A 20,916-nucleotide genomic window follows, 5' to 3' on the forward strand; every position below is an offset into this window, starting at 1 on the left:
GGAGACCAATCCGGCTTCAGGTCACTAGCCGACGGTGACAACCCGGTCGGGCCGACCACCCGGGGTGATGCTCACTTCGTGGATCGCGCCTCCCTCGGTGGTCATGCGAATCCGGTCGGGAGCCGTCCACACGGTCTCGGTGAGTGCATTGTCTTCGGAGTCGCCGTCGAAACAGCCGACACTCCAGCGGCGTTCCAGCGGCGGGTTCCCCTGGTAGACGTAAACGCACCAAACAGGGTCAAGAAAGCCGCTCCGCCGCACCACGACCAGCCGACGGTCACTGCGGCCGGGAGCCGACTCGGTTTTCTCTTCCTCGTCCGAGCCGCCGGACATCGCCGAGACGAATCCACCGATGAGCAACGTCGATGCGCCGATGACGAGCAGCCCGGTGACGAGTGACACGCGCAGCGAGGACTTCGCGAACCCCGAAAGGACGGCCCCGGTCAGCGCGGCCAGGGCGAGCCACCCCAGCAACAGGACGTACTCGTGGAGATCGAGCAGCAGGACCAGCGCGCCCTCGCCGCCCGACTCGAGTCCGGCTACAGCCGCAGCGCCGAGGACGACTGCCATCGCCAGCAGCAGGAAGGCTGACGGTCTGCGATATCGCGTGAAGTTCATGATCCCCCGAACGATGTGGATCACGCAGCCTAAGGGGGAAGGCGAGGCAGAGGCCGGGGCTAGTGCGGGACCTGTTGTTCGCCGAGGGTGCGGAGGGTGCGGGTCAGGGTGGTGCGCTGGGCGGCGGTGAGGCCGGCGGTCAGGTCGGCGTCCGCCGCCTCGGCGGCCTCCGCGCAGCGGGCGAGGAGACGGCGGCCCTCGGGGGTGAGGGTGAGGACCTGGCGGCGGCGGTCCTCGGGGTCGCGGACACGGTCGACCGCGCCGAGCTCCTGGAGCTGGTCGGCGAGGGCCACGACCAGGCTGGGGGCGACGCCCAGGCGGGTGGCCAACTCCTGCTGGGAGGCGGCGGATCCGGCGTCGAGGGCGGCGAGCAGCCCGGCGTGCTTCGGCTTGAGCCCGATCGCCTCGACCCGGGCGGCGAAGCGGTCGGAGGCCAGGGCGCCGAGGGTGCCCAGGTTGAAGACCAGTGTGGCGCGCAGCGCGGCCGCTCCCTTGACATCACTCATGACGAGAACGGTACTCTCTTTAAATCATTCACAGCTCGAATGATTCAGGGGGAGATGGAATGAACGGTCTGCTGGCGGCCAACGCGCTGGGCGCACTGGTCAGTGCCGGATCGAGTGTGGTGGGGGTGTTCAGGCCCGGCCTTGGCCTGCCCGAGGGAGAGGCGGTCACCTTCGGCACCCATGTGTACGCCCGCGCCTACGCGGCCCGGGCGGTTCCGCTGGGGCTGGCCACCGCCGCGGCGATGTGGGCGGACGACGCGGCGGTGGCCTGGCCGATGCTCCTGGTGTCGGGCGTCGCCCAGGTGGGCGACTCGGCGATCGGCTTCCGGCAGCGCAACCTCGGCATGGCGTTCGGCGCCGGCGCGCTCGCGGTCCTGCACCTGGTCTCCGCGTGGTGGGTCGTCGCCCGGTGAGCGGCGTGGCAGCGGTCGACGCGCTCCACGCGGTCGGTGCGCTCGATGTGCTGGCGTTCGGGGCGGAGCTGGCGGTGTACGCGGCGGCCGGCTGGTGGGCGTGGACCCGTCCGGCCCGGCGCGCGGTGCGCCTCGGCGGCGCGGTGGTGGCGGTGGCAGGGCTCGCCCTCCTGTGGGGGCGGTTCGCGGCCCCGGCGGCCGGCCACCCGCTGCACGGGGCGGCCCGGGCCGCGTTCGAGATCTGCTGGTTCGGCGCGGGCGCGCTGGCCGCGTTCCGCGCGTACGTGGCGAGGCCGCGCCGCACGGCTCAGTGAGCCCTCGTACGAGCCGCTCAACGCCCGATGTCACATTTCCGCGGTCGCGATCAGTCCTCTTCGCGTCAGACGATGCGAAGAGAGCGAAAGCGAAAGCGAGGACATCGCGATGAGCACGGAGCACACGACGAAGACCATCCTGGTCACCGGCGGGACCGGGACCCTCGGGCGGCTTGTGACCGAGCGGTTGCGGCTGGCCGGGTACGAGGTGCGGGTGCTGAGCCGGCACTCCCAGCCGTACGCCGTCGACCTGCGCGAGGGCGGGCCCGCTCTGGACGCGGCGCTGGACGGCGTCGACACCGTCGTGCACTGCGCCACCACCCCGCGCGGCGACGATGACTCGACCCGGAATCTGGTGGCGGCGGCCGGGCGGGCCGGGGTGCGCCATCTGGTCTACATCTCGATCGTCGGCGTCGACCGCGTGCCGTTCCCGTACTACCGGACCAAGCTCGCGTGCGAGAAGATCGTCGAGGGGTCCGGACTCGGCTGGACGATTCTGCGCACCACCCAGTTCCACGATCTCGTCCACCGGTTCCTCGCCCTCTTCGCGAAGGCGCCGGTCATGCTCGTCCTCGGCGGGGTCTCCGACCAGCCGATCGAGGTGGCCGAGGTCGCCGACCGGCTGTGCGAGCTGGCCGCAGGGGAGCCCGCGGGGCGCGTGCCCGACATGGGCGGCCCCGAGGTGCACACCTTCACCCACCTGGCCCGCGCCTACCTGGCCGCGAGCGGCCGGCGCCGCCCGCTGCTGCCGGTACGCCTCCCGGGGAAGACGTACCGCGCCTTCGTCGCGGGCGGCCATCTGACGCCCGAGAGGGCGGTGGGGAAGCGCACCTTCGCGGAGTTCCTGGCGGGGACGGGAAAGGGGGCGTAGCCCCCTTCCCGGTGGCCGTCAGCGGAACTCGTGGACGACGTCGATCGTGCCGACGATGTGCGCGTTGAACTCGTCCAGCTCCTCCGCCGGCACCCACAGCTCCAGAATGGTGCGCCCGCCGGCCGGCCCGGGCCACCGGGTTTCGGGGCCCCGCGCCCGGGCTCAGGCCGTCGTGGGCGGCGTCGGTTGGAGGAGGTCCCAGCGGTTGCCGTACAGGTCCTCGAAGACGGCGACCGAGCCGTACGGCTCGTGGCGCGGCTCCTCCAGGAAGCGCACCCCGGCGGCCGTCATCCGGGCGTGGTCGCGGGCGAAGTCGTCCGTGTGCAGGAAGAACCCGACCCGGCCCCCGGTCTGCGCCCCGACGGCCGCCGCCTGCGTCTCGTCCTTGGCGCGTGCGAGCAGCAGCCCGGTGCCGTGCGTGCCCCGGGGCCGTACGACGACCCAGCGGGTGCCGTCGCCGCGGTCGGTGTCCTCGACCAGTTCGAAGCCGAGGGCGCGGGTGTAGAAGTCGGCGGCCTCGTCGTAGTCGCGGACGACGAGCGTGACGAGGGCGAGGGCGGGCAGGTTGGTGTCCATGAAGGTGAACGTAATACGTATGACCCCAGGCCCGCCAACGGGCGCGCCCGCCGTGACCTTCGCCGTGACCTTCACCGGTGCGACAATGCCCCGCATGGACGCGCGGGAACTCGATCGGCTGGCCGGGCGGGCCCGGCGGCTCACCCAGGACAGGGGCGGGCGGAGGCGGGTGCTCGGGATCGCCGGGCCGCCCGGGGCCGGGAAGTCGACGCTCGCCGGACGCCTCGTCGCCCGGCTCGACGGGCTTGCCGTGCTCGTGCCCATGGACGGTTTCCACCTGGCGCAGGCCGAGCTGATACGGCTCGGCCGCGCCGCGCGGAAGGGCGCGCCCGACACCTTCGACGCCGCCGGATACACCGCCCTGCTCGCCCGGATCCGGGCCGCCGAACCCGGTGTCACCGTCTACGCCCCCGCCTTCGACCGGGGCCTGGAGGAACCGGTCGCGGGCGCGATACCCGTACCGCCCGAGGTCCCTCTCGTCATCACCGAGGGCAACTATCTGCTGCACGACGAGGGCCCCTGGGCGGCCGTCCGGCCGCTGCTCGACGAGGCCTGGTACCTCGACCTGGACGACCGGCGCCGGGTGCCGCGCCTGGTCGCCCGGCACGTCCGCTTCGGCAAGGAGCCGGACCACGCCGAACGCTGGGTCGCCGAGTCCGACGAGGCCAACGCCCGGCTCGTCGCACGCGGCCGGAGCCGCGCCCATCTCGTCGTACGGATGGACTGAGCCCCCACCCGTGGGCTACTCGCGGGCGGGGACCGCCGCCCGCATGACGGCGGCCCGCGCGAGGGCCCGCACGATCGGGTGCGGGCGGGACCCGTCGCCCGCCAGTTCCGGCTGGAAGAGGGTGGCCAGGAAGAAGGGGTGACCGGGGAGTTCCGCGATCCGCACCTGGCCGTCCGTGTCCACGCCGGTGAAGCGCATACCGTGGGCCTCCAGGGTGTCCAGATGGCGGCTGTCGGGACCGTAGTTGCAGTGGTAGCGCTCGGTCGTCAGCTCGGCGCCGAGCACCGACTCCGCGAGCGAGCCCGGTGCCACCCGCACCGCGCCCTCGTGGCCGACGAGCGAGCAGGCGAGGGGCGCGATCAGCAGGTCGCCGGTGTCGGCGGCCGGGTCGTTCTCGGCGTGCGCGGCGCGCGCCAGGCCGCAGACGTCCCGCGCGTACTCGATCAGCGCGTGCTGGAAACCGGCGCAGGTCCCGAGGAACGGGATCCCGTCCTCGCGCGCCGTGCGGATCGCGGCCAGCGCGCCCGCCTCGCTCGCGTACGGGCTGCCCGGCAGCAGCCACACCGCGTCGAAGCCCTGTACGGCGCCCGGTTCGGCCGCGTCCTCGCTGCGGATCCAGTACGCGTCGAGGACGAGGCCGTCCTGCTCGGCGAGCGCGTCGAGCAGGAGCGGGATGCGGACGTGGGACTTGACGTGCGGGGAGCGGTCGCCGACGAGGGCGATGCGGGGAACGCGGGCGGGCAGGTGGGCGCCGGGCATGGCGTCGGTGCCGTTCGTCGCGGGCGTGTGGTTCGCGGCGGGCGTGCGGTTCGTGTTCGTGTTCGTGTCGCTCATGCCGTTCATGCTGGCCGCGCCCGCTCGTTCACGTCCAACGATGATTCCTGCACCCTCCATCACGGATGCTTATGGGTGCCCCGGCGGGCCCGCCGGATAGGGTGCCGCCATGAGCAACGACTGGGAGCAGCGCCTCGCCGACGTCTGGGCCGAGCTCGGCGCGTACGAGCAGGACCACGACCCGGCCGGGTTCCGCGCCCGGATCGCCGAACTCGCCGCCGAGCGCCCCGAGGACGACCCGGTCGCCCTCTTCGAACTGGGCGCCGCCCACGACTCCACCGGCGAGCCCGAGCAGGCCGTCCGCCTCTACCGGCGGGCCCTCGACGGCGGGCTCACCGGACTGCGCCGCCGCCGTGCCGTCATCCAGCTCGCCAGCAGCCTGCGCAACCTCGGCCGCCCCGACGTCAGCGTCGAACTCCTCACCGAGGAGCGGGCGATCCCCGCCGAGCGGCTCGACGCCGACGAGACCGGGCTGGGCGCCGCCGTCGACGCCTTCCTCGCCCTCGCACTCGCCGACACCGGCCGCGAGCGCGAAGCGGCTTCTCTCGCGCTCGGCGCGCTGGCCCCGCTGCTGCCGCGCTACAACCGTTCCCTCGCGTACTACGCCGGTGATCTGCTCAAGACCGCCGGGCCTTCCTAGGACAGTCCTGGGGCAGCCTGTCCGGCGGATCGCGGCCCGGGCCCGCGCCGCCCGGCTCCGCAGGCCGGGGGAGCCCCTCGCATCAGACCCCACGGCCCTGATCCGAAAGACGATCCGAAAGACGATCCGAAAGACACGGCCCAGCCGATGGACCCGCACCTCCTCCGCACCTACGTCGCCGTCGCCCGGCTCGGTTCCTTCTCGGCCGCCGCCCGGGAGCTCGGCTACACCCAGTCCGCCGTCTCCCAGCACATCGCCGCCCTGGAGGCCGACCTCGGGCTGCCGCTGCTCGCGCGGCGGCCCGTCGCGCCCACGCCGGCCGGTGCGCGGCTGCTCGAACACGCCGGTTCGCTGCTGCTCCGGCTCGACGCCGCGCGCGCCGACCTCGCCCGGTACGCGGCGCCGCCGCGCCGTACGCTCACCCTCGCCGCCGCGCCGCTCGCCCTCCACCCTCGGGTGCTCGACGCGCTGCCCGCCACCGGTGTCACCCTGCGCACCCTGCCGCGCGACGAGGTGCCCGCCGCCGTGGCCACCGGCGGCGCCGACCTCGGGCTCGTCGACGGGGTCACCGCGCCCAGCGACCCGTTGCGGCTCCCCGACATCGCCCCGCTGACCGCCCGTCCGGTCGCCGAGGAACCCCTCGTCGTCGTCCTGCCCGCGGGCCACCCGCTGGCCCGGCGCACCGGGCTCGACCTCGCCGACCTCGTCGACGCGCGCTGGCTCGACGCCCCCGGCGCGGGGCTCCCGCTCGACCGGCTGCGCGCCGCGCACGGCGCACCCGGCGGCCACGGCTTCCGCCCGTCGCTGCGGTACGAGGGCGCCGACGCGCGTACGGTCGCCGCCCTCGCCGCCGCCGGGCACGGCCTGGCGCTGCTGCCCCGGTCCGCGGCCGGTGACGCCTCCGCGGCCGGCGCGGCGCTCGTACCGCTCGCTGCGCCCCGCCTCGTACACCGCACCGAACTGCTGCACGGCGGCGAACCGGACGGTCCGGCGGCGGAGTTGGTCGGCCGTCTCGGCCACCGGGAGACGGCCGCTCGCTAATCTGGCCCGTACGGCGGGAACAGGCGACGAAAGGCGGGGACGACGTGGGGTGGTTCCGGCGAGGGCCCAGGCGCGACGGCGACGACGCGCCGCGGGACCCGGAGTTCACGTACTTCTCCGAGCGCGAGGCCGCGCTCTTCCGCAGGGAGGTCCGCGCGGTCTTCGCCGAACTCGGCCTCGAAGTGACCGTCTACGCCGACTCCGTCACCGACGACTCCGGCCGTCGCTTCGGCCTCGGCAACCTCGCCGCCGTCTGCCACCAGGACCCGCGCGGCACCCGCATCTGGCCGCGGCTCATCGAGCGGCACGTACGGCTCGTGGTCCGCGCCCTCGAAGGCCCCTCCGCGCTCGACACCCTGCCGCCCGAACAGATCCGCGCCCAGCTCTACCCGCGGGTCGTCAGCGGCGACGGCATCGACCCGGGCGCCTTCGGCTACGCGCGTACGGTCGCCCCCGGGCTCTACGAGGTGCTCGCGCTCGACCTGCCGGAGAGCGTCATGACCCTCACCGACGAGGCCCTGGAACGCCTCGGCGATCCCGTACGGCTGCGGGAGCGGGCCATCGACAACCTGCGCGGGCTCCCGGTCGAGGGGCACGAGACCGTCAAGGACGCGGACGGCATGCGCTTCGAGGTCATCCTCGGCGACTCCTTCTACACGGCGAGCCGGGTCCTCGACCTCGACGCGGTGGTCCGCCGGGTCACCGGGCGGCCGCTGACGGAGGACGGGGCCCTTGTCGCCATGCCGTTCCGCCACCAGCTGGCCTTCCACCCGATCCGCGACACCACCATCGTCCCCGCCCTCGGCGCGATGGCCTCCTTCGCCGCCTCCGGCTACGAGGACACCCCCGGCGCCATCAGCCCGTACGTCTTCTGGTGGCGCGCCGGCACCCTCACCCAGCTCAGCGAACACGCGGAGGAGGACGGCCGGCTCCGCATCGTGGTGGGCGACGACTTCCAGGCCCTGCTCGAACGCCTCATCGTCCGCGAGCCGGAGTAGCCGGACCCGGCGGCTCCCGGCAGGATGCTGTACGTCGAGGAGGAGATCACCCATGCCCCACAGCAGTGCCGCACCCGCGCCCTTCACCGCCGACGACTACCGGGCCCGGATGGCCCGGGCCGCCGAGTCCGCCGGGGCGGCGGGGCTCGCCGGGGTGCTGGTCGCGCCCGGGCCCGATCTGGTCTATCTGACCGGGTACCAGCCGACCGCGATCACCGAGCGGCTCACCGTGCTCGTGATCGCCCCCGGCAAGGACCCGGTGCTCGTCGTGCCCACCCTGGAGGCGCCCGACGCCGAGAAGGCCGCGGGCGCGGCGGCGCTGAGCCTGCGCGACTGGACCGACGGCAAGGACCCGTACGCCGTCACCGCGCCGCTGCTCGACGCGAGCGGCCGTTTCGGCGTCAGCGACAACGCCTGGGCCATGCATCTGCTCGGCCTCCAGCAGGCCCTGCCCGGCACCTCGTACGTCTCCCTCACCGAGGCGCTGCCGATGCTCCGTGCCGTCAAGGACGCCCACGAGCTGGCCCGGGTCGCGGCCGCCGGGGCCGCCGCCGACCAGGCGTACGGCGAGATCCTCAAGGTGCGCTTCGCGGGCCGCAAGGAGACCGAGGTCGCCGCCGACCTCGCCGCGCTGCTCCTGCGCTTCGGGCACTCCCAGGTCGACTTCACCGTCGTCGGCTCGGGCCCCAACGGCGCCAACCCGCACCACGAGGCCGGTGACCGGACGATCGAGCGCGGCGACATGGTCGTCCTCGACTTCGGCGGCCTCAAGCACGGTTACGGCTCCGACACCACCCGTACCGTCCACGTCGGCGAGCCCACCGACGAGGAGCGGAGCGTCCACGACCTCGTCCGCGCGGCCCAGCAGGCCGGATTCGAAGCGGTACGGGACGGGGCGGCGTGCCAGGACGTGGACCGCGCGGCGCGCAAGGTCATCACGGACGCCGGCTACGGCGAGTACTTCATCCACCGCACCGGCCACGGCATCGGCGTCACCACGCACGAACCGCCGTACATGATCGAGGGCGAGGAACGCCCGATCGTCCCCGGCATGTGCTTCTCCATCGAGCCCGGCGTGTATCTCCCCGGCCGCTTCGGCGTCCGCATCGAGGACATCGTCACCCTCACCGAGGACGGCACGGGGCGCCGCTTCAACAACACCCCGCACGAGATGGCGATCGTGGAGTGACCTCCGCCTTAGGAGAGCGGGGCTCAGCCGTCCGTCAGGACCACCGCCGACTCCGCCGGCAGCGTCAGCAGGCCGTCCCGGCCGGGTGCCTCCGTCCGCTCCCACGCGGCGAGCACCCGGTCGCGGCCGTTCGAGCCGAGCGCGATCGACGCCGGTTCCTTGCCCAGGTTCACCGCCACCCGGACGTCCCCGCGCCGGAACACCAGCCAGCGCGCCTCCTCGTCGTACGCCACCCGCACCCCGGCCAGATCCGGGTCCGTGAGGTCGGGCAGCGTGCGGCGCAGCGCGATCAGCTCGCGGTGCCAGGCGAGCAGCCGCCTGTGCGGCTCGCGCTCGCGCTCCGTACGGTCGAGGACCGAGCGGTCGCGGGTGGCCGCCTCCTGCGGGTCCGGGATGTCCTCCTCGGCCCAGCCGTGTGCCGCGAACTCCCGCCGCCGGCCGCGCCGTACCGCCTCCGCGAGCTCCGGGTCGGTGTGGTCGGTGAAGTACATCCAGGGCGTCGTCGCCCCCCACTCCTCGCCCATGAACAGCATCGGCACCGACGGTCCGGTGAGCACGAGCGCCGCCGCGCAGGCGAGCAGCCCGGGGGAGCAGGAGGCCGAAAGCCGGTCGCCGGTGGCCCGGTTGCCGATCTGGTCGTGGGTCTGGGCGTAGCCGAGGAAGCGGTGCGCGGGGGTGCGCTCGCGGTCGACCGGGCGCCCGTGGCGCCGGCCGCGGAAGCTGGAGTAGGTGCCGTCGTGGAAGAAGACCCGGGTGAGGGTCTTGGCGAGCGCGGCCATCGGAGCGCGCGCGAAGTCCGCGTAGTAGCCCTGGTCCTCGCCGGTGAGGGCGGTGTGCAGGGCGTGGTGGAAGTCGTCGTTCCACTGCGCGTGGACACCGAGCCCGCCGACCGTGCGCGGGGTGGTGGTGCGCGGGTCGGCGAGGTCGGACTCGGCGATCAGGAAGTGCTGCCGGCCCTGCTCCCTGGCCAGCTCGTCGACGGCCGCCGACAACTCCTCCAGGAACGTCAGCGCCCGGGTGTCGGTGAGCGCGTGCACCGCGTCGAGGCGGAGCCCGTCGATCCGGTAGTCCCGCAGCCAGGCGAGCGCGCTGCCCAGGAAGTACGCCCGGACCTCGTCCGAGCCGGGCGCGTCCAGGTTCACCGCCGCGCCCCAGGGCGTGTGGTGGGTGTCGGTGAAGTACGGCCCGAAGGACGGCAGATGGTTGCCGTCCGGGCCCAGGTGGTTGTGCACCACGTCCAGGATCACGCCGAGCCCGAGGCCGTGCGCCGCGTCCACGAACCGCTTGAGCGCCGCCGGCCCGCCGTACGGCTCGTGCACCGCCCACGGCGCCACCCCGTCGTACCCCCAGCCGCGCACCCCCGGGAACGGGCACAGCGGCATCAGCTCCACATGGGTGATGCCGAGGCCCGCGAGCTCCCCGAGCCGCTCGGCCGCCGCGTCGAGGGTGCCCTCGGGGGTGTACGTGCCGATGTGCAGCTCGTACACGATGCCGCTGCGCAGGCGCAGCCGCGGGGTCTCGGACCGCCAGGTGTAGGTGTCGTGGTCGACGACCGCCGCGAGGCCGTCAGGGCCGTCGGGGAGGCGGCGGGCGCGCGGGTCGGGGAGATGGGGCCCGTCGTCGAGGGCGAAGCCGTAGCGGTCGCCGTCGGCGGCCGGGACGACCGCGGTCCACCAGCCGGCCCGCTCGGCGTCCCGCTCCAGCGGATGGACGACGCCGTTCAGCTCCAGCGTCACCCGGTCACGGGCGCGGGGCGCCCACACCTCGAACAGCACGCGACGGTTCCCCTCGTCGACTGATCAGACTGCCGGCCGTGAACCGCTGCCGATGCACTGCTGTCGATCAACGGTCACGGGACCATCCTGGCAGTCAGGCGCCCTCCGTGCCCGGCGCGTCCCACACGAAGTTGACCGAGCGCTCGAAGTTCACGTAACCGGCCCGCGCGAAGGACCGTGCCATCGGCACGTTCCCCAGGTCGGTCGCCGCCCGGATGCGCGCCACGTCGTCCTGGGCGGAGAGCACCCGGGTGCCCTCGGCGAGGATCTCGTCGATGTGGCCGCGGCCGCGGTGGGCGGGCAGGACGCCGATGTACGCGATGATCGGGTGGTAGCTGTTGCGCGCGGGCACGACGAAGCCGACCGGCTCGCCGGTCTCCGGCAGCTCGGCGATCCGCCACCAGTCGCGGGGCGTGGTGTAGTGCGCGAGCTCCTCGTCGTAGTGCAGCTCGGCGGCCTCGCGCAGGGAGAGCCCGGAGGCGAGGTCCGCCTGGCCGTGGGCGTCCAGGGTGCCCTCCATGACCGGGGTCATCAGCGCGAGCAGGTCCTCGCGGTCCCGGACCGGGCGGAAGGCGAGCCGCCCGGCCGGCTCGGGCACGGGCGTGCCCGCCCGCCACTCCAGGCGCAGCCGCTCCACGAGCGGGCGGGCGCCCGAGGCCTCCAGGACCCCGAAGAGACGTTCCAGCTGCGTACGGGTCCCGGCGGCCTCGCGCCAGTCCGCCGGCATGAACCGGCCGTACTCGGGGCGGGGCGCGCCGGCCGGGACGACGGTGGCGGTCGCCGTCTCCAGGAGGCGGAGGCCGATCTCCGCGGCGTCCTCGGCGGACAGCTCCGGGTCCAGGTCGAAGAAGTCGAGCGCCTGCGGGGCGGTGCCGGGCCGCCCGGTCCACCAGCTGATCCGGCCGACGAGCCGGTCGCCGCGCAGGGCCACCCACATCCACTCGGGGAGGCGGCGGCCGGAGGCGAGGTCGTCGGGGAGTTCGTGGTCGAGGACGTAGTCGAGCCGGTCGAAGAGGTCGAGTTCCTGCGGTCCGGAGAGCGGCCGGACGACGAGCGCAGGGGCAGAAGTCATGGAGTGGGTTCCCCCGGTGGTTCGGTGATCCGGCCGGTGTGCGACCGGTGTGCGATCGGTGTGATCGGCGGCCGACCGTAGCAACGATCGGGCGGCCTGGCACGTGAGTTGTCGCCCTGCCCGCCGGCCTGCGACGGCCCTTCTGGACACCCCGGTGCCTCCCGGCGGACAATCACGGATGTGACGACCCCTTACGAGCTGCCGGCCGGACCGCCGGGCGCCCCTCGGCTGACCGAAGCCGAGCGGGAGCGCGCGCTCGCGGTGCTCCGCGAGGGCGCGGCGCAGGGACGTCTGTCGCACGACACGTTCCTCTTCCGGATGGAGCGGGCGCTCGTCGCCCGCCGCTCCGACGAACTCGCCCTGCTCACCGCCGACCTGGCGACCGAGTCGACCTGGACCCGGCGCGTGGTGGGCGCGGTCGGCAAGATGTCCGCCTTCACGGCCCGCCTCGGCCGCGCCTGGCAGACCGAGCGGCTCCCGAAGCTGCTCCTTCCGCAGCCCGGCCCGTACCCCCTCCGCATCGGCCGCGACCCGGTGAACGGCCTGCGCCTCAGCCACGAGACGGTCTCCCGGCTGCACGCGGAACTCTCCTCGCAGGCGGGTACGTGGGTGCTGCGTGACCTGGGCTCGACGAACGGCACGACGGTGAACGGGCGCCGGGTCACCGGTGCGGTGGTGGTGCGGGCGGGGGACGCGGTGGGGTTCGGCTCGATGTCGTTCAGGCTGTCGCTGAACTGAGGCGGGCAGCCCGGGGTCGGGTTCGCGCCCGGAATTCACCCGTACGGCGGTGTACGCGCTGCGGGGTCACCCGATCGGTGGTGGGCTGAGAGGGCCCGAGATGCCGACCGACGAGGGGGCCAGATGAGCGACGAGGCGTACCGGGACCACTGGGCCGTCCTGCCCGCGATGACGACCGCCGGGTCTGCGGCCGCGGCCGCCGCGGCGGACCAGGTGCCGCGGCGGGTCGCGCCGAGCCCGCTGGAGCCGGGCGGCGGGCAGGATCCGTACCGGACCTACCGCGTGCTGCGGGAGGAGTTCCCGCTCACGTACGACCCGCTCCTGCGGGCCTGGGTGCTCAGCCGGTACGCGGATGTGGCCGGCGCGCTCGCCGACCCGCGGTTCACGCACGGGCACCGGCCCGGGGACCCGCCGTGCGCCGAGACGCACACGGACGTGGACGAGGCCGAGCTGCAGGCGGTGGCCGAACGCACCGCGTTCGTGCTCGCGCGGCGGATCGCGGACCGGCCGCGCGCCGACCTGGTCGCGGACTTCTGCCACTGGCTGCCCGCCGGGACGGTGGCCGCGGCCGTCGGGGTGCCGTACCGGGACATGATGCGCCTGGTGCGCGGCCGGGCCGCGTCCGCGCTCGCCGGGCAGTGCACCGGGCAGATAGGCGTACGGGAGAAGGCCCTGGCCGGCTTCCTCGCGGACGTGCTCACCGATCCCGACCGCGTCGAGGCCCTGCGCGACGCGCCCGCCGGGCTCGTCGCCCGCGCCTGGACGGAGTCGCTGCGCCGCGAACCCCCGGTCCAGATCATGATGCGCCGCACCCGCGGCGAGATCACCGTCAGCGGCGGCACCCTCCCGTCCGGCGCCCCGGTCGCCCTGCTCCTCGGCGCCGCCGGCCGCGACCCGGACCGCTTCCGCGACCCCGACCGCTTCGACCTCCTGCGCCCCGACCCCGGCCAGCTCACCTACGGCCCCGGTCCCTGCCCCGCCGTCACCCTCGCCGCCCTGGAAGCCGAGTACGCCCTGCGCGCCCTCTTCCGGGCCATGCCCCGCCTCCGCCTCGCCGACGGCTTCCACCCCCGGCGCACCGGCGTCATCACCCGGGCCCCGCGCACCCTGATCGTCCGCCCCGGGGGATAGCGCGTCACCAAGGGCGGGAGGAGCAGGAGAGGCGGGGGGTGGTGCCGCAGCGGCCCGCGTGACACCCTGACGGCCGTGATCATCAGGGTGAGTGAGGCACGCGTACGACCGGGACGCTTCGAGGCGTTCCGCGACATGATCGTCTCCGCGGTCCGCGAGTTTCCCGGCCGGTACCCGGGGCTTGTGCACCACGAGGTCCTGCTCGCGCCGCCGGACGCGCTGCTGTACGTCAGCCACTGGCGCAGCGAGCAGGATCTGGTCGGCTACGCCGGCGAGCACTGGCGCGACCAGCCCGTGGTGCTGCCGGGCGAGGACGAGTACCTCGTCGAACCCCTTCGGGTACGGCACTTCACGTCGGCACCCCTGAGCCAGCCAGGGTGAAATCCGTGTGCGCCCAGCCGGTCGGCCCTGGAAGCATGCGCCCATGGTCCACACCCTCGAACGTCTGGTCGTACGGCACACCCTCCGCGTCCCCGCGCCCCACGGGCCCACCGGTCCCGCCGGTCCCGCCGGTTCCGGTGGTCACGGGGCTGCCGCCGCGAGGCGGTTCGACGTCGCCCTGATGTCCGTCGGGTTCAAGCTGTCGGCGGAGCTGTTCGGCGCGCTGTCCGCGTGCGAGGAGAAGACGGTCACCGTCCTCGCCGCCCGCACCCTGGACACGGTCCGCGAGCTCGTCGGGGACCATGTGCGGCACAACACCTACTTCGTGGACTTCCCGAAGGGTGTGCCCGACACCGTCGCGTTCTGGGCCGGGTGCCTGGCCGAGGCGTTCGCCGACGAGGCGGCGCGGCCCGCCGTGCTCGCGCGGCTCGGCGACGGCGTCCTCGACCTCCTCACCCTGCCGACGTACGGCCGGTACCAGCACGCGTACGAGGAGCTGCTCGCCGCGCACGACGAGCTGGTGGCCTCGGCCGGCGACCGGGTCACCCTCCTGCACCTCGGCGGCGCGCTCACCGACGAGGTGAGTGCGCTCTACCTCGCCCTCGCGGGCAGCCGTGTCCCGCTCGGCGCGGAGCATCTGGAGGACCTGGCGGTGCTCGCCGAGCGCCAGGCGGACGAGCCGCAGCCCGAGAAGATCCCCGTCCGGGAGATCCGGGCCGTGATCAACCGGGCGCGCCTGAAGGCCGGGGCGCCGTTGCTCGTGGACACCGTCACCGATGTGCTGCGGCTCGCGTGCGCGCTGTCGGACGGGGACGTCGGCCTGCGCGAGCCCACCCGGTTCCGGGCGCCGTCCCGGGCGTCCCGGCGCGCCCTGCTCGCCACGCTCGACGCGGTCGTCGCCGCCGACCCGGCCAAGCTGGCCGACGTAGCGCGGCACCGCGAGGCCTGGAAGCGCCTGGGGGAGCGGCTGCACCCGCACGAGTACCCGCAGTGGCCGCACGCGGCCGAGGTGTTCGCCGTCGCGCGCGGCGAGCGCAAGGCGCCCTCGATCGCCCGCCGCGTGGAGGAGCTGCTCGCCGCCGGGGACGTCGGCGGCACCGCCGAGCTGCTCGCGACCGCCGCGCCCGGCATGCTGTTCCGGTCCCTCGACCGGCTCGTCCGCACCGCGCGGGAAGGCGCGGAGCTCGACGCCGTCCTCGCCGCGGCCGAGCGGGCCGCGCCCCGGGTCTCCGGCCGCGTCGTGCTGTCCCTGCGCGAGCACGTGCAGAACCGCACGGGGACGGGGCGTACGGGGACCGGCCGTGCGGGGACGGGCCGTACGGGAGAGGGACGTACGGGGACGGGCCGTACGGGAGAGGGCGAGCCGCGCCGGGTCTTCGTGAACCGCCGTGGCGCCGCCTGGGTCACCGAGGACACCCGCGGGCCGCTGCCCGCACCCGTACGCGACCGGCTGACCGCGCTGCTCGACGCCGAGACCCGGCGCCGGCTCACGGTCCCGGACCGCCTCCTGATCGACCCCGACGCCCTGGCCGTGGCGCTGCCGCTGAGCGGCCGGGCCGCCGCGGTCGGCCTCGGCACGCTGCCGCGGGGCTCCGTGTCGCGGGTCGAGGGCGAGCTGCTGCGCTTCTTCACCTACTGGAAGGAGCGCAGCACCACCACCGACCACGACCTGTCCGCGCTGGTCCTGGACGCCGACTACGACGCCGTCACCTGGCTCTCGTACACGGAGCTCGGCACCGTCGAGGGCAGCCACTCCGGCGACATCATCGCGGCGCCGCACGGCGCCTCGGAGTTCATCGACCTGCGGCTCGGCGCGGTGCGCGGCGACTTCGTCATCCCGCAGGTGCACGTCTACGACGGCGAGGGCTTCGACCGCGTCGAGGAGTCCTTCTTCGGCTTCATGCTGCGCGAGGCCGACCAGGCCGGCCGGCCCTTCGAACCGCGCACCGTACGCATGAAGTCGGACCTGCGCGGCCCCGGCCGGATCGCCCTGCCGCTGGCCTTCCAGCGCGATGCCGAGGGCGGCTGGCACGCCCGCTGGCTGCACCTCTACCTCAGGGGCGAGCCGGCCGGGAACCGGGTCGAGGAGAACAAGGTGACCTTCGCGGTGCTGCTGCGCGGCCTGGTCGAGCGGACCCCGCTCACCGTCCGGCACCTCACCGACCTGATGACCGAGGCGGGCGCCCGGACCGAGCTGTGGGACGGCCGGACCCCGGCGCCCGAGGAGCCGGTCACCTACATCGGTCTGGAGCGCCCCGAGGGGCTCGCCCCGGGCTCGCGGGTGATCACGCCGGAAAATCTGCGCGACCTGATTCCCGCCTGAGTGCTAGGTTCTTCCCAAGGCGAGGCCATGAAGGGGCTTCCTTCTCACCCGAAACCACATCGAGCAGTAGTCCCTTCGCTTTCCTCGCCCCTCAACTTCCCTCCCGTGGAGTCAGGTTCGTACCAGTAGCGCCACCGGGCGCGCCTCGAACAGCTCCGCCAGCTTCACCGGGGTCTGCGGGCCGCCGCTGAACTCCCGTACGCCGTCCAGGACATCGAGCCACCTGCCCTCCGGCAGCGCCAGCGCCGTGTCCTGCCAGCCGCCCGCCTCCGCGAGTCGCAGCGGCAGCCTGGTCACCGCCGTGAGGACCCGGTCCGCACGGCTGAAGGCGAGACAGTGCGGGGCCGTCGGACCGTTCGCCGGGAGCGCCGTGTAGTGGCCCGTCGGGCCGAAGTACTCCGGGTGCGCGCGGCGCAGGCCGAGGGCGGCCCGCACCAGGGCCGTCTTGTCGTCGTCCGGGCCCGGTGCGTACGGGGCCCGGTTGTCCGGGTCGACCAGGGCCCGGTACTCGCGCTCGGTGTTCTGGTACAGCTCGGGCACGCCCGGCATGGTCAGCTGGACGAGCGTGGCGCCCAGGACATGGGCGCGGATGTGGGGTTCGAGCGCGAAGGCCGCCTCGGAGGCGGTACGGAGCGGGATGCGGCCCGGGCCCGCCGCGACGAACTCGCTCACCGCACGCTCGTACGCCGCGTCCGGCTCGGTCCAGCTGGTGTGCAGGCCCGCCTCGCGCACCGACTTGAGGACGGCGGGCCCGAGCCGCGCGGGGTCGGGGGCGCCGAAGCCGAAGGCGGTCTGCCAGGCCGTCCACGCCAGATGCGGATCGGGCGCCGGCACCCCGGCGACCTCCTCCAGCAGCTCCGCCCAGCGCTGCGGACACTGCGACAGGACCGCGATCCCGGCCCGTACGTCCGCGCTGCGCTTGGTGTCGTGGGTGGTGAGCACCGTGCCGGTGGCCGGCCAGTCCCGGGCGAGGCGGGTGCAGAAGGCGTGGAACTCGTCGGGGGTGACCGCCGGGCGGCCCGGGTCGCCGCCCACCTCGTTCGCCGAGAGGAGCGGGGTGTAGCGGTAGAAGGCGGTGTCCTCCACGGACTTGGCGCGCAGCGCGGACGAGGTCTGGGCGAACCGGGCCCGGAACGCGCGGTGTTCGGGACCGTCGCCGTGCTTGCCGAGCGCCAGGTCGCGGACCACGTCCACGGCCGTCGCCTCCTCCGGCACCGCGAACGCCGCCTTGGCGCCGCGCGCCGCCTCCGGGGTGAGGACGTGCTCGCCGCCCGTGCGGTACGGGCGGTAGACGGGGACGCGGACGAGGAGTTCGCGGATCGCGGTGTGCAGCGCCCAGGGGGCGTGGTCGCGCAGGGCGGGGTCGGCGGCGCAGATGCGGCCGGCGAGGCGGGTGAGGGCGGCGGTCTCGGCGGCCAGTTCGTGGGTGACCACCTTGTACGCGGCGCGGCGGGCGGTCGCCGCCCAGTAGCCGCCCCGGTCCCCGGACCGTCCGGCGAACTCCCGGTAGACGTCGGCGAGTTCGTCGGCCCCCACCGGGTCGGTGAAAAGTCCGTCCACGTAGTGCAGGGCGTCGTAGCCGGTGGTGCCGGCCACCGGCCAGGACGCGGGCAGCGGCTCGGTGCCGGTGAGGATCTTCTCCACCACCGTCCAGCAGCGCCCGCCGGTCGCCTCCGCGAGCCGCTCCAGATAGCCCTCCGGGTCGGCGAGCCCGTCCGGGTGGTCGATCCGCAGCCCGTCGACGACGCCGTCCGCGACCAGCTCCAGGACCTTGGCGTGGGTCGCGGCGAACACCTCCGGGTCCTCGCCCCGTACCCCGATCAGATCCGAGATGGTGAAGAACCGGCGGTAGTTGAGCTCGGTGCGGGCGAGGCGCCACCACGCGAGCCGGTACCACTGGGCGTCGAGGAGCTCGTCGAGCGGCAGCTCCTCCGTGCCCGCCCGCAGTGGGAACTCCTGCCCGTCGAGGACGAGGACCCCGTCCGCGACCCGCAGCCGGTCGCGCACCTCGGAGAGCCGCCCCGGCAGGACCGGAAGCAGCATCCGCCCCTCGCCCGCCGCCCAGTCGATGTCGAACCAGCGCGCGTACGGCGACTCCGGCCCGTCCCGCAGCACCTCCCGCAGCGCGCGATTGTGCCGGGGCGAGGCCGCCATATGGTTCGGCACCAGATCGAGGACGAGTCCCAGCCCGTGCCCCCGCGCCGTCGCGGCGAGCGCCCGCAGCCCCTCCTCACCACCCAGCTCGCCGCGCACCCGCCCCGGGTCGGTCACGTCGTACCCGTGCGTGGACCCGGGCACCGCTTCGAGCACCGGCGACAGATGCAGATGCGACACCCCGAGCGCGGCGAGCCGTGGCACGGCCCGCTCGGCGGCGGCGAACGGGAACGACGGCTGGAGCTGGATCCGGTAGGTCGCGGTGGGCAGCGCGGGCCCCGCGGCCGAGGACGAGGAGAACGTCATACGAACGTACGTACCCGCCCGGAGCCGCACCATCGCCCCGTACGCCCGTCCGGGTGCCGCCGAACGGGCCCGCCCTCACGCCGGGCGCCTCAGCACCGTCAGGGTCAGGGGTGCCAGTGTCACCCGTTCGCCCGCCGCCACCCGGGGGCCCTCCTGTGGAGGGATGCCCTCCGGGTGGGAGGTGTCGACGACGATCTTCCAGTTCTCGCCGTGGCTGTCCGGGACCTCGAACTCCAGCTCCTGGGCGGAGGCGTTGAACATCAGCAGGAAGGAGTCGTCGGAGATCGGCTCGCCCTGGGCGCCCGGTTCGGAGATCGCGTTGCCGTTGAGGAAGACCGTGAGGGCCTGCGCGTGGGCGGCCTGCCAGTCGCGGGCGGTCATCTCCTCGCCCTCCGGGGTGAACCAGGCGATGTCGGTGAGCTCGTCGTGGGTGCCCTCCACCGGGCGTCCGTGGAAGAAGCGGCGGCGGCGGAACACCGGGTGCTCGCGGCGGAGCCGGACCATCGCGCGGGTGAACTCCAGGAGCGTGGCCTCCGGTTCGGCGCCCGGCTTGGGCCAGCGCACCCAGGAGATCTCGCTGTCCTGGCAGTACGCGTTGTTGTTGCCGCCCTGGGTGCGCCCGAACTCGTCGCCGTGGCTGAGCATCGGCACGCCCTGCGAAAGCATCAGCGTGGCGAGGAAGTTGCGCATCTGGCGCTGCCGCAGCTCACGGATCCCGATGTCGTCGGTGTCGCCCTCCGCGCCGCAGTTCCACGACCGGTTGTAGCTCTCGCCGTCCCGATTGCCCTCCCCGTTGGCCTCGTTGTGCTTCTCGTTGTACGAGACCAGGTCGCGCAGCGTGAAACCGTCGTGGCACGTCACGAAGTTGACCGAGGCGAGCGGACGCCGCCCGTCGTCCTGGTACAGGTCCGAGGAGCCGGTGAGCCGCGAGGCGAACTCGGCGAGCGTGCGCGGCTCGCCGCGCCACAGATCGCGCACGCAGTCCCGGTACTTGCCGTTCCACTCCGCCCACTGCGGCGGGAAGTTGCCCACCTGGTAGCCGCCCTCGCCCAGGTCCCACGGCTCGGCGATCAGCTTCACCTGGCTGACCACCGGGTCCTGCTGCACCAGGTCGAAGAACGAGGACAGCCGGTCCACCTCGTGGAACTGGCGGGCCAGGGTCGCCGCCAGGTCGAAGCGGAAGCCGTCCACATGCATCTCGGTCACCCAGTACCGCAGACTGTCCATGATCAGCTGCAGCACGTGCGGGGACCGCATGAGCAGCGAGTTCCCGGTGCCGGTGGTGTCCGTGTAGTACCGGGGGTCGTTGCCGATCCGGTAGTACGAGGGGTTGTCCAGGCCCCGGAACGACAGCGTCGGGCCCAGATGGTTGCCCTCGGCGGTGTGGTTGTAGACCACGTCGAGGATCACCTCGATGCCCGCCTGGTGCAGCGCCCGCACCGCCGACTTGAACTCCAGGACCTGCTGGCCCCGGTCGCCCCACGAGGCATAGGCGTTGTGCGGGGCGAAGAAGCCGATGGTGTTGTAGCCCCAATAGTTCGAGAGCCCCGCGTCCTCAAGCCGGTGGTCGTTCACGAACTGATGCACCGGCATCAACTCAAGGGCCGTGACGCCCAGTTCCTTGAGGTGGTTGATCACCGCCGGGTGCGCGAGCCCCGCGTACCTGCCGCGCAGCTCCTCCGGCAGGTCCGGGTGACGCATGGTCAGGCCCTTCACATGGGCCTCGTAGATCACCGTGTGGTGGTACTCGGTGCGCGGACGCCGGTCGTCGCCCCAGTCGAAGTACGGGTTGACCACGACGGAGGTCATCGTGTGCGGGGCGGAGTCCAGGTCGTTGCGCGCGTCCGGGCGCCCGAAGGGGTACCCGTACACCGCCTCGTGCCACTCCACCGCGCCCGCGAGCGCCCGCGCGTACGGGTCGAGCAGCAGTTTCGCGGGATTGCAGCGCAGCCCGCGCTCCGGCGCGTACGGCCCGTGCACCCGGAAGCCGTACCGCTGCCCGGGCATCACGCCGGGCAGATAGGCGTGCCGCACGAAGGCGTCGGTCTCGCGCAGCTCCACGGACGTCTCGCTGCCGTCGTCGTGGAGCAGACACAGCTCGATGCGGTGCGCGGCCTCCGAGAAGACCGCGAAATTGGTGCCGGCGCCGTCGTAGGTGGCGCCCAGGGGATACGCCTGTCCCGGCCAGACCTGCATAGACGAACTCTTCCACTTCTGTCCAGGGGCAAGGGGGTCCAACTCGGCCAGATCCTGCCCGAAAGAGGGGCAACCTCCTAGGACTTCGGCTCGTCCTAACGGGTGACCATGCC

20 protein-coding genes are annotated in these 20,916 nt (G+C 73.8%); 12 read left to right on the top strand and 8 right to left on the bottom strand.

Annotation, left to right across the window (positions count from 1 at the left end; genetic code table 11):
* Positions 1-24 precede the first annotated feature (24 nt).
* Together AB0C73_RS30810 and AB0C73_RS30815 are read right to left on the bottom strand one after the other, a co-directional pair.
* Entirely contained in the window at positions 25-642 is a 618-nt protein-coding gene (locus AB0C73_RS30810) for a hypothetical protein (protein ID WP_362536563.1), read from the bottom strand.
* Between the two features lie 35 nt (positions 643-677).
* The gene (locus AB0C73_RS30815) at positions 678-1,124 is read right to left on the bottom strand and encodes a MarR family transcriptional regulator (protein ID WP_362536565.1); all 447 of its coding nucleotides are present in this window, start codon (positions 1,122-1,124) and stop codon (positions 678-680) included.
* A 59-nt stretch (positions 1,125-1,183) separates the two neighbouring features.
* Here AB0C73_RS30815 and AB0C73_RS30820 point away from each other — a divergent pair, with 59 nt between their 5' ends.
* The 3 genes from AB0C73_RS30820 (at position 1,184) to AB0C73_RS30830 (ending at position 2,722) form a co-directional block, all read left to right on the top strand.
* Positions 1,184-1,537, top strand: coding sequence for a hypothetical protein (locus AB0C73_RS30820; protein WP_362536567.1), 354 nt, complete (start codon positions 1,184-1,186; stop codon positions 1,535-1,537).
* 5 nt (positions 1,538-1,542) lie between these two features.
* Positions 1,543-1,851, top strand: a complete 309-nt coding sequence (locus tag AB0C73_RS30825) for a YrdB family protein (RefSeq protein ID WP_362536569.1) — start codon at positions 1,543-1,545, stop codon at positions 1,849-1,851.
* A 109-nt stretch (positions 1,852-1,960) separates the two neighbouring features.
* Complete coding sequence (locus AB0C73_RS30830; protein ID WP_362536571.1) at positions 1,961-2,722, top strand: NAD(P)H-binding protein; 762 nt, start codon at positions 1,961-1,963, stop codon at positions 2,720-2,722.
* Between the two features lie 162 nt (positions 2,723-2,884).
* On the opposite strand, the gene AB0C73_RS30835 is transcribed toward AB0C73_RS30830, so the two are convergent.
* The gene (locus tag AB0C73_RS30835) at positions 2,885-3,286 is read right to left on the bottom strand and encodes a VOC family protein (RefSeq protein WP_362536664.1); all 402 of its coding nucleotides are present in this window, start codon (positions 3,284-3,286) and stop codon (positions 2,885-2,887) included.
* A 106-nt stretch (positions 3,287-3,392) separates the two neighbouring features.
* Here AB0C73_RS30835 and AB0C73_RS30840 point away from each other — a divergent pair, with 106 nt between their 5' ends.
* A complete protein-coding gene (locus AB0C73_RS30840; RefSeq protein WP_362536572.1) occupies positions 3,393-4,025 on the top strand; it encodes a nucleoside/nucleotide kinase family protein in 633 nt (210 codons plus the stop codon).
* Between the two features lie 15 nt (positions 4,026-4,040).
* Here AB0C73_RS30840 and AB0C73_RS30845 read toward each other — a convergent pair whose 3' ends face one another.
* A complete protein-coding gene (locus AB0C73_RS30845) occupies positions 4,041-4,784 on the bottom strand; it encodes a hypothetical protein (protein ID WP_362536666.1) in 744 nt (247 codons plus the stop codon).
* Positions 4,785-4,968: 184 nt separating this feature from the next.
* Here AB0C73_RS30845 and AB0C73_RS30850 point away from each other — a divergent pair, with 184 nt between their 5' ends.
* From AB0C73_RS30850 to AB0C73_RS30865, 4 genes are all read left to right on the top strand, one after another.
* Positions 4,969-5,499 carry a tetratricopeptide repeat protein gene (locus AB0C73_RS30850; RefSeq protein WP_362536573.1) on the top strand — a complete coding sequence of 177 codons (531 nt, stop codon included), beginning with the start codon at positions 4,969-4,971 and terminating at the stop codon, positions 5,497-5,499.
* Between the two features lie 147 nt (positions 5,500-5,646).
* Positions 5,647-6,540, top strand: a complete 894-nt coding sequence (locus AB0C73_RS30855; RefSeq protein ID WP_362536575.1) for a LysR family transcriptional regulator — start codon at positions 5,647-5,649, stop codon at positions 6,538-6,540.
* Positions 6,541-6,584: 44 nt separating this feature from the next.
* Positions 6,585-7,538 (top strand): hypothetical protein, encoded by a 954-nt coding sequence (locus AB0C73_RS30860; protein ID WP_362536577.1) that lies wholly within the window; start codon positions 6,585-6,587, stop codon positions 7,536-7,538.
* 52 nt (positions 7,539-7,590) lie between these two features.
* Complete coding sequence (locus AB0C73_RS30865; RefSeq protein ID WP_362536579.1) at positions 7,591-8,727, top strand: aminopeptidase P family protein; 1,137 nt, start codon at positions 7,591-7,593, stop codon at positions 8,725-8,727.
* A 23-nt stretch (positions 8,728-8,750) separates the two neighbouring features.
* On the opposite strand, the gene treZ is transcribed toward AB0C73_RS30865, so the two are convergent.
* Together treZ and AB0C73_RS30875 are read right to left on the bottom strand one after the other, a co-directional pair.
* On the bottom strand, positions 8,751-10,502 hold the full coding sequence (treZ, locus tag AB0C73_RS30870; RefSeq protein WP_362536581.1) for a malto-oligosyltrehalose trehalohydrolase: 1,752 nt from the start codon (positions 10,500-10,502) through the stop codon (positions 8,751-8,753).
* 94 nt (positions 10,503-10,596) lie between these two features.
* The gene (locus tag AB0C73_RS30875) at positions 10,597-11,574 is read right to left on the bottom strand and encodes a GNAT family N-acetyltransferase (protein WP_362536583.1); all 978 of its coding nucleotides are present in this window, start codon (positions 11,572-11,574) and stop codon (positions 10,597-10,599) included.
* Between the two features lie 180 nt (positions 11,575-11,754).
* Between AB0C73_RS30875 and AB0C73_RS30880 the strand changes: the two genes are divergently transcribed.
* The 4 genes from AB0C73_RS30880 to AB0C73_RS30895 all read left to right on the top strand — a co-directional run bounded on the left by AB0C73_RS30880 (position 11,755) and on the right by AB0C73_RS30895 (position 16,147).
* Positions 11,755-12,312: a DUF1707 and FHA domain-containing protein gene (locus AB0C73_RS30880; protein WP_362536584.1), complete on the top strand. Its 558-nt coding sequence runs from the start codon at positions 11,755-11,757 to the stop codon at positions 12,310-12,312.
* A gap of 123 nt (positions 12,313-12,435) precedes the next feature.
* Positions 12,436-13,443, top strand: a complete 1,008-nt coding sequence (locus tag AB0C73_RS30885; RefSeq protein WP_362536586.1) for a cytochrome P450 — start codon at positions 12,436-12,438, stop codon at positions 13,441-13,443.
* A gap of 75 nt (positions 13,444-13,518) precedes the next feature.
* Entirely contained in the window at positions 13,519-13,824 is a 306-nt protein-coding gene (locus tag AB0C73_RS30890) for an antibiotic biosynthesis monooxygenase (RefSeq protein WP_362536588.1), read from the top strand.
* A gap of 43 nt (positions 13,825-13,867) precedes the next feature.
* A complete protein-coding gene (locus AB0C73_RS30895) occupies positions 13,868-16,147 on the top strand; it encodes a hypothetical protein (RefSeq protein WP_362536590.1) in 2,280 nt (759 codons plus the stop codon).
* 111 nt (positions 16,148-16,258) lie between these two features.
* On the opposite strand, the gene treY is transcribed toward AB0C73_RS30895, so the two are convergent.
* On the bottom strand, positions 16,259-18,607 hold the full coding sequence (gene treY / locus AB0C73_RS30900; RefSeq protein WP_362536591.1) for a malto-oligosyltrehalose synthase: 2,349 nt from the start codon (positions 18,605-18,607) through the stop codon (positions 16,259-16,261).
* 75 nt (positions 18,608-18,682) lie between these two features.
* On the bottom strand, positions 18,683-20,803 hold the full coding sequence (glgX, locus tag AB0C73_RS30905; protein WP_362536593.1) for a glycogen debranching protein GlgX: 2,121 nt from the start codon (positions 20,801-20,803) through the stop codon (positions 18,683-18,685).
* Positions 20,804-20,916 lie beyond the last annotated feature (113 nt).

This window comes from Streptomyces sp. NPDC048623 (genome assembly GCF_040650755.1).
Classification (GTDB): Bacteria; Actinomycetota; Actinomycetes; order Streptomycetales; family Streptomycetaceae; genus Streptomyces.

What these genes read in the sequence shown, in the direction of transcription:
- AB0C73_RS30815 (WP_362536565.1), bottom strand. Translation starts at nt 1,124, where the DNA reads ATGAGTGATGTCAAGGGAGCGGCCGCGCTGCGCGCCACACTGGTCTTC.
- AB0C73_RS30820 (WP_362536567.1), top strand. Translation starts at nt 1,184, where the DNA reads ATGAACGGTCTGCTGGCGGCCAACGCGCTGGGCGCACTGGTCAGTGCC.
- AB0C73_RS30830 (WP_362536571.1), top strand. Translation starts at nt 1,961, where the DNA reads ATGAGCACGGAGCACACGACGAAGACCATCCTGGTCACCGGCGGGACC.
- AB0C73_RS30840 (WP_362536572.1), top strand. Translation starts at nt 3,393, where the DNA reads ATGGACGCGCGGGAACTCGATCGGCTGGCCGGGCGGGCCCGGCGGCTC.
- AB0C73_RS30845 (WP_362536666.1), bottom strand. Translation starts at nt 4,784, where the DNA reads ATGCCCGGCGCCCACCTGCCCGCCCGCGTTCCCCGCATCGCCCTCGTC.
- AB0C73_RS30850 (WP_362536573.1), top strand. Translation starts at nt 4,969, where the DNA reads ATGAGCAACGACTGGGAGCAGCGCCTCGCCGACGTCTGGGCCGAGCTC.
- AB0C73_RS30855 (WP_362536575.1), top strand. Translation starts at nt 5,647, where the DNA reads ATGGACCCGCACCTCCTCCGCACCTACGTCGCCGTCGCCCGGCTCGGT.
- AB0C73_RS30865 (WP_362536579.1), top strand. Translation starts at nt 7,591, where the DNA reads ATGCCCCACAGCAGTGCCGCACCCGCGCCCTTCACCGCCGACGACTAC.
- AB0C73_RS30875 (WP_362536583.1), bottom strand. Translation starts at nt 11,574, where the DNA reads ATGACTTCTGCCCCTGCGCTCGTCGTCCGGCCGCTCTCCGGACCGCAG.
- AB0C73_RS30885 (WP_362536586.1), top strand. Translation starts at nt 12,436, where the DNA reads ATGAGCGACGAGGCGTACCGGGACCACTGGGCCGTCCTGCCCGCGATG.
- AB0C73_RS30895 (WP_362536590.1), top strand. Translation starts at nt 13,868, where the DNA reads ATGGTCCACACCCTCGAACGTCTGGTCGTACGGCACACCCTCCGCGTC.
- treY (WP_362536591.1), bottom strand. Translation starts at nt 18,607, where the DNA reads ATGACGTTCTCCTCGTCCTCGGCCGCGGGGCCCGCGCTGCCCACCGCG.
- glgX (WP_362536593.1), bottom strand. Translation starts at nt 20,803, where the DNA reads ATGCAGGTCTGGCCGGGACAGGCGTATCCCCTGGGCGCCACCTACGAC.